Here is a 6,610-nt window from a genome sequence, read left to right as displayed (position 1 = left end):
TGGGACAGAAATCAGCAATCCGTCCTGGGTCAATTTTCAATCGGCAGGGTGGGTCAGTTTTCAATCAGCGCCAACACCTGTACTGCACTACATGCAATAAGCCTTGGGACTCCAGTTGGCGCAATGCTTCGCGCACCGGCATGCGGCTCACACCAAACAGATCGGCCAGCGCCTCTTGGCGAATCGCCGTACCGCATGGCAGACGCCCGTCGAGGATGGCATTACGCAATGACTCTTCGATTACCGCGCGAGCTTGATGAGCTGCTACAGGGCCATGAACTTCAATGCTGCTTAAAGGGTTTCGTTTTACGGCCACGTTCGCGCACCTGCGTATGACATTCAGCTTGCTTGTTTGGATCCAAATGAAGGTAGGTACAGACCAAATCCTTGTCAAATCCTGTAACAACAAGTTTACCGTAACGACAGGTGAGTCCATCCATATCGAATTTCAGAACTGTCTTACAGACTGTCTGTCAGAAGACCTTCACGCGGGATAACTCGCCATTTCATTGTTTTTGGTACCACCACGACCGGTGATCATTTGCAGCAAGGCTGAGTAACAGGGCTTCGGTTCACTCAGGCTCGACTATATTCACCTAGGCACGGCCAGGCACGTGCGCAAAGGTGCAGTCAGCGCGCTGTTTAAGAATTAATTTGCAACACTCTTGACTGAAACCCACTCGCCGCGCAAAATTAATAGTTAGCAAACTAACATTATGTGACGCTTCTCTTGTCTGACACCCTTGATTCACTTCAAATGAGCATCAGCACTGGCATGGTGGTCGCGACCCGCCATTGGCGTCGCGTGTGCCAGACCACGCTGGTCAATTACGGAATTTCCGAAGCTTGCGCCATGCCGCTGCTGATTATCGGCCGCCTGGGCGAGGGTGTGCGGCAGGTTACTGTGGCCCATGCAGCCGGTATGGAAAGCCCATCGTTGGTGCGCTTGCTTGATCAGTTGTGCAAAGACGGCTACGTCCGCCGTTGCGAGGACGCCAGTGACCGCCGCGCCAAAACGTTAAGCCTGACAGACTCCGGGCGTGCTCTTGCGCAGTCCATTGAGGCGCAGTTGGTTCAATTGCGCCGTGCGGCGCTGGCCAATGTGCCAGTCGCCGATCAAGAAGCCGCGTTGCGAGTGATCCAGGCATTCGAAGCGGCTGGCCAACTGCCTGATGGGGCTGCTTCTTGAACGGCTTCTTCAGCAGCATGCCGCCTGCACGCGACTGGTTTTACGGCGTACGCACATTCGCCGCATCGATGATCGCGTTGTACATCGCCCTGCTCATGGAAATGCCGCGCCCGTATTGGGCGATGGCAACGGTTTATATCGTTTCCAGCCCCTTCGTAGGCCCTACCAGCTCCAAGGCCGTGTACCGCGCCCTGGGTACTTTGCTGGGGGCATCGGCAGCCGTGTTCTTTGTGCCGCTGTTCGTCCAGACACCGTTTTTACTGGTACTGGTCATTGCGCTCTGGACCGGCATTCTGTTGTTCCTGTCGCTCCATCTGCGCACCGCCAACAGCTACGTGTTCATGTTGGCGGGCTACACCATGCCGATGATCGCACTGCCGATTGTGGATAACCCGCTCAATGTCTTCGACATTGCCATTTCGCGGACCGAAGAAATCATGCTCGGCATCGTCTGCGCCGCCGTCGTGGGTAGCATGTTCTGGCCGCGCCGCCTGACCCCCGTGTTCATTGATGCGGCGGGCAAGTGGTTTGGTGATGCGGCCAACTACAGCAAACACTTTCTGGCCCGAGATGTAGAGCCCAATAAGGTCAGCGGCCTGCGTTCCTCGATGGTGGCCACGTTCAACACCCTTGAACTGATGATCGGCCAATTACCCCATGAAGGTGCGCACCCGCAAACCGTGCGTAACACCAAAGAATTGCGCGGGCGCATGATTCACCTGCTGCCTGTCGTGGATGCACTGGACGACGCGCTGTACGCCCTTGAGCGGCGCACGCCCGAGCTGGTAGAGCAAGTCACGCCACTGCTCTACCGCGCGCGACAATGGCTTGAAAGCACTCGCGAAGGCGCGCCTATTGAGCACTGGAAGGCCCTGCGCCACGAACTTGAGGCCCTGCAACCGAGCGCGGCGGCGCTGGATGATCGGCGTCAGCTGCTGTTGTCCAACGTGTTGTACCGCTTGGGTGAGTGGATCGATCTATGGCAAGACTGCAGAAGTTTGCAGCAGGCCATTACGACGGGAAATCAAGATGTCTGGCGCGCGGTGTATCGACATTGGCGGCTGGGTCGCCTGACGCCGTTTCTGGACCGCGGCCTGATGCTCTATTCGGCGTTCTCGACTGTGACCGCCATCGTGGTGGCGTGCGTGTTGTGGATTTTGCTGGGCTGGACAGACGGGGCGAGTGCCGTGATTCTTGCCGCTGTAGCCTGCAGTTTCTTTGCTGCGATGGACGATCCGGCCCCGCAAATCTACCGCTTCTTTTTCTGGACCTCGCTGTCGGTACTGTTTGCCAGTTTGTACCTCTTTGTGATCTTGCCCAACCTGCATGATTTCCCCATGTTGGTTCTGGCGTTCGCTGTGCCCTTTATCTGCGTCGGCACCCTCACCGTGCAGCCGCGTTTCTACCTGGGCACGTTACTGACGATTGTGAACACTGCGTCTTTTATCAGCATTCAGGGCGCCTACGACGCGGACTTCATGGTGTTCATAAATGCCAACCTTGCAGGCCCTATCGGCTTGCTGTTTGCATTTGTGTGGACGCTGATCGCCCGGCCGTTCGGTGCTGAGCTGGCGGCCAAGCGCCTAACCCGTTTTAGCTGGCGGGATATTGTACGGCTCACCAAACCCGCGACGCTGGCCGAACACCGGCAAATGGGGGCGCAAATGCTTGATCGCCTGATGCAGCATTTGCCGCGCCTGGCCATGACCGGGCAAGACACCGGCATTGCGGTACGCGAGTTGCGCGTCGCGCTTAATCTGCTGGACTTGCTTGCGTATGCACCTCGTGTGACCGGCGGCCCGCAACTGCTGCTGCGCCAAGTGGTCAGTGACGTAGGGGATTACTTTCGCAGCTGCCTGATGGCCGGTGAACGCCTGCCTGTTCCTGCAGGGTTACAGATGACCATGGACCGAACGCGCCGCGCCCTCAATGCCAATGATTTGCAGGACGAAAGTGATGCCCGTGTTCATTTGTTGCACGCGCTAAGCGGTCTGCGGCTGGCCCTGTTGCCCGGCGTCGAATTTATCGTTGACAACGACGACCTGCCCCAGCCGCACGTACAAGGTATTGATGGAGCACCGCTATGATCGGGGATGTGGATATCAGCGGCGTGTTCCTGCCTACCTTTCTGGTGTTGATGGGCATCACCTATTTACTGTTTTTGGTGGTACACGCGGTTCTGACGCGTGTGCACTTTTACCGCCTGGTCTGGCACCGGGCTTTGTTCAACGTCGGTCTCTACGCTCTGCTTCTCGGCGTTGTGGATTCGTTAAGTCGATATTTGATGACATGAAAAAACCGTTATTGACCCTGGGCCGCGTCGTTCTCACCTTGCTGGTGGTGGCGTTTGCCTGCGTCGTGGTCTGGCGCATGACCATGTACTACATGTTTGCGCCGTGGACACGGGACGGCCACATCCGTGCCGACATCGTGCAGATTGCCCCCGATGTCTCGGGCCTGATCAAACAGGTTGAGGTGCGTGACAACCAGCCGGTCACCCGTGATCAGGTGTTGTTTGTGATCGACCAGGAACGCTTCAAGCTGGCGCTGCGCCAGGCCCAAGCCACCCTGGCCGATCGCAAGGAAACCCTGGCCCAGGCCCAGCGTGAAAGTCGTCGTAACAAAGGCTTGGGCAATCTGGTCGCCCGCGAGCAACTGGAAGAAAGCCAGTCCCGCGAAATGCGTGCACAAGCGGCGCTCACCGAGGCCCAAGTGGCCGTGGATAGCGCTCAGCTCAACCTTGACCGCACCGTCGTGCGCAGCCCGGTGGACGGGTATGTCAACGACCGGGCGCCGCGGGTCAACGAATTCGTCACAGCCGGGCGGCCGGTGTTATCCATTGTCGACAGCAGCTCATTTCATATTGATGGCTATTTCGAAGAAACCAAACTCGATGGTATTCACGTCGGCCAGAGCGTGGATATCCGTGTGGTGGGTGACAATGCGCGTTTGCGCGGGCATGTCGAGAGCATTGTCGCGGGCATTGAAGACCGTGACCGCAGCAGCGGCCAGAACCTGCTGCCAAACGTCAACCCGGCGTTCAGCTGGGTACGGCTAGCACAACGCATTCCGGTGCGCATTGTGTTCGACGAAGTGCCGGAAGATTTCCGTATGATCGCCGGGCGAACCGCCACGGTTTCGATTATCGAAGACTCACCCAAAACCACGCCTGCGCAGGAGCAAGCGCAATGAAAGCGGTTCACCTGGCGGCCGTGGGGCTGGGTTTGTTGCTGTCCGGCTGCCAACTGGTGGGGCCGGACTATCACCTGCCCAAAGACGCCGCGCTGCAGCGCCCCGATTTGCAGGGAGGGTTTGCGGGCGAGGGGGCCAACGTGATGTCGGCGCCCGTGCCTGCCGATTGGTGGAAGCTCTATCGGGACCCGAAGCTTAACGAGCTGGTGCGTCAGGCGCTCGCCTCCAACACGGACCTGCGCGTTGCAGCCGCTAACCTGTCGCGGGCACGGGCTCAGGTTGAGCAAGCGCAATCAGCGGGCGGCTGGAGCGGTTCGGCCAAGGCGGGCGCCCAGCGCTTGCAGGAGTCTGGCGAAGCGTTCCTGTTGGCCGATAAGGTGCCTGTGGCCAACGTAGGCGACCTTGGCATCAGCACTTCGTATCAGTTCGATTTATGGGGCACCTTGCAGCGCGGTATCGAGGCGGCACAGGCCAATGCTGACGCCACCCAGGCCGCCGCTGACACTGCTCGTATCACCTTGGTGGCAGACGTGGTACGGGCGTACACCCAAGTGTGCGCGGCCAACGAGGAGCATCACATTGCTGAAGAGTCACTCCAGCTGCAGGCGCAAAGCACGCGATTGACCCAGCAACTGCGCGATGCAGGGCGCGGCGACGAAACTCAGGTCACGCGGTCTGAAACTCAATTCAAATCGTTGCGCGCCGAACTGCCTCGCTACGAAGCCTTGCGCCAGTCCGGGCTGTTTCGTCTATCGATGTTGCTGGCCAAACCGCTGAACCAACTGCCCACGGGCGTAGCCACTTGCGCCGAGTTGCCGCAGATCGCGCAATTGTTGCCCGTGGGTGACGGTGCCGCGCTGCTCAAGCGCCGTCCCGATGTGCGTCAGGCCGAGCGTCATCTGGCGGCAGCCACCGCCGAGATCGGCGTGGCCACAGGCGCCCTTTACCCCGACATCAGCATCGGCGCGAGCATTGGCACTGTTGGCATCATCGACAATCTTGGCACTGCGCCGACCAATCGTTGGGGCTTTGGCCCGCTGTTAAGTTGGACTATTCCTACAAACGGCTCGCGTGCGCGTATCCGTGAAGCCGAAGCCGCCACCCAAGGTGCGCTGGCCAAGTTCGACGGCGTTGTTCTAAACGCGATCCGCGAAACCCAGACCAGTCTGGTGCAATACACCGCGTTGTTGCAGCGCCGCGATGCCTTGGCCGAAGCAGAAGCATCAGCCAAGACAGCCGCCGACCAAACCCACCAATTCTTTCAGGCGGGGCGCGAGTCGTTCCTGGCGGACCTGCAAGCGACCCGGGTTTACACGGATATGCGCGCGCAATTGTCAGCGGCCAACACTCAGGTTGCCATGAGCCAGATCGACTTGTTTCTGGCCCTCGGTGGTGGCTGGGAAAGCGGACGAACGCAAGCGGCGACCCACGCCAAACCCTGATGGCGTTGCTATGCTCTGAGAGGTCGGTATCAAAACGATGGCTCAGGGCGTCGAGACACTTTTAGCCCCTCCCCATCGCGCAAAATGGCTCGATGGGGATTCTAATAATGAAAAACCCTTATGCTCCCGGTTTCTGGTGTGCGGTCGTCGCGGTGGTGCTGCTGTCTGCTACGTACTTCTACGGCATCATGTTGGCGCACCAGATCGACAAGGCGTTGTTCTTCCTGGACAGCGCCAGTGCATTGATTGCGGTATTGGCTATTGCTGTGGTGGCTTGGGCATTGGTGCAAACCCGGCAAATCAAGAAGCGTCAGGTTGAAGCCGGTCAGACCCGGGTTCTGATCTGGGACACCAAAATCGCATTACGCCGCGTCGAAACAGTCTTCGATCGCTACTTCTGGGGCAGCTACTGGCAGCCGGGGCGCACGTTTGAAGCGTTCATGGGAGAACTGACCGGAACGCCACTCGAAAAAAGCCTTGATGCCCTCAAATCTCAATGCCTGCAACTCGATAAAGCCTTGCCCTCGGAAGAGCGTCAGTGGCTCGATAACGCACGCGAGTTATCTGACGTAGCCGCTGCCATGGCCCGAGAGCGGTATCAGTTGGATTACTCAGATTCGTCTGTGAATTCCGTGGGAGAAATATGCGTAGATCATGACCTGGAAGTGTTGGTGTACACCTGGAGCGCCATCCTCAAGAATTTCGATCATCGCCTGGATGAAATAGAGCGTCTCTTGGCCCGCCCAGCATGAATTTTCATGACTGAAAATGTCCGAAAGAAGCGTGT

6 protein-coding genes and 1 pseudogene are annotated in these 6,610 nt (G+C 58.4%); 6 read left to right on the top strand and 1 reads right to left on the bottom strand.

Annotated features, from left to right (window positions below):
• Nucleotides 1-76 precede the first annotated feature (76 nt).
• A pseudogene (locus tag CJF39_RS10225) lies at nucleotides 77-316 on the bottom strand (GntR family transcriptional regulator); the annotation flags it as partial.
• 441 nt (nucleotides 317-757) lie between these two features.
• Between CJF39_RS10225 and CJF39_RS10220 the strand changes: the two are divergent.
• From CJF39_RS10220 to CJF39_RS10195, 6 genes are all read left to right on the top strand, one after another.
• Nucleotides 758-1,189: a MarR family winged helix-turn-helix transcriptional regulator gene (locus tag CJF39_RS10220; RefSeq protein WP_094993301.1), complete on the top strand. Its 432-nt coding sequence runs from the start codon at nucleotides 758-760 to the stop codon at nucleotides 1,187-1,189.
• Nucleotides 1,186-3,276 (top strand): FUSC family protein, encoded by a 2,091-nt coding sequence (locus tag CJF39_RS10215; RefSeq protein WP_094993300.1) that lies wholly within the window; start codon nucleotides 1,186-1,188, stop codon nucleotides 3,274-3,276. The genes CJF39_RS10220 and CJF39_RS10215 overlap by 4 nt, the downstream gene beginning before the upstream one ends.
• A complete protein-coding gene (locus tag CJF39_RS10210) occupies nucleotides 3,273-3,482 on the top strand; it encodes a DUF1656 domain-containing protein (RefSeq protein WP_047272783.1) in 210 nt (69 codons plus the stop codon). Before CJF39_RS10215 ends, CJF39_RS10210 begins: the two co-directional genes overlap by 4 nt.
• Nucleotides 3,479-4,381, top strand: a complete 903-nt coding sequence (locus tag CJF39_RS10205) for an efflux RND transporter periplasmic adaptor subunit (protein ID WP_094993299.1) — start codon at nucleotides 3,479-3,481, stop codon at nucleotides 4,379-4,381. Before CJF39_RS10210 ends, CJF39_RS10205 begins: the two co-directional genes overlap by 4 nt.
• On the top strand, nucleotides 4,378-5,823 hold the full coding sequence (locus CJF39_RS10200; RefSeq protein WP_094993298.1) for an efflux transporter outer membrane subunit: 1,446 nt from the start codon (nucleotides 4,378-4,380) through the stop codon (nucleotides 5,821-5,823). The genes CJF39_RS10205 and CJF39_RS10200 overlap by 4 nt, the downstream gene beginning before the upstream one ends.
• A gap of 107 nt (nucleotides 5,824-5,930) precedes the next feature.
• Entirely contained in the window at nucleotides 5,931-6,575 is a 645-nt protein-coding gene (locus tag CJF39_RS10195) for an NADH:ubiquinone oxidoreductase subunit N (RefSeq protein WP_094993297.1), read from the top strand.
• The last annotated feature ends 35 nt before the right edge of the window (nucleotides 6,576-6,610 follow it).

This window comes from Pseudomonas lundensis (assembly GCF_002269125.1).
GTDB classification, from domain to species: Bacteria; Pseudomonadota; Gammaproteobacteria; order Pseudomonadales; family Pseudomonadaceae; genus Aquipseudomonas; species Aquipseudomonas lundensis_A.
The sequence above is the reverse complement of the archived record's forward strand: the minus strand, read 5'-3'. Positions and strand labels throughout refer to the sequence as shown.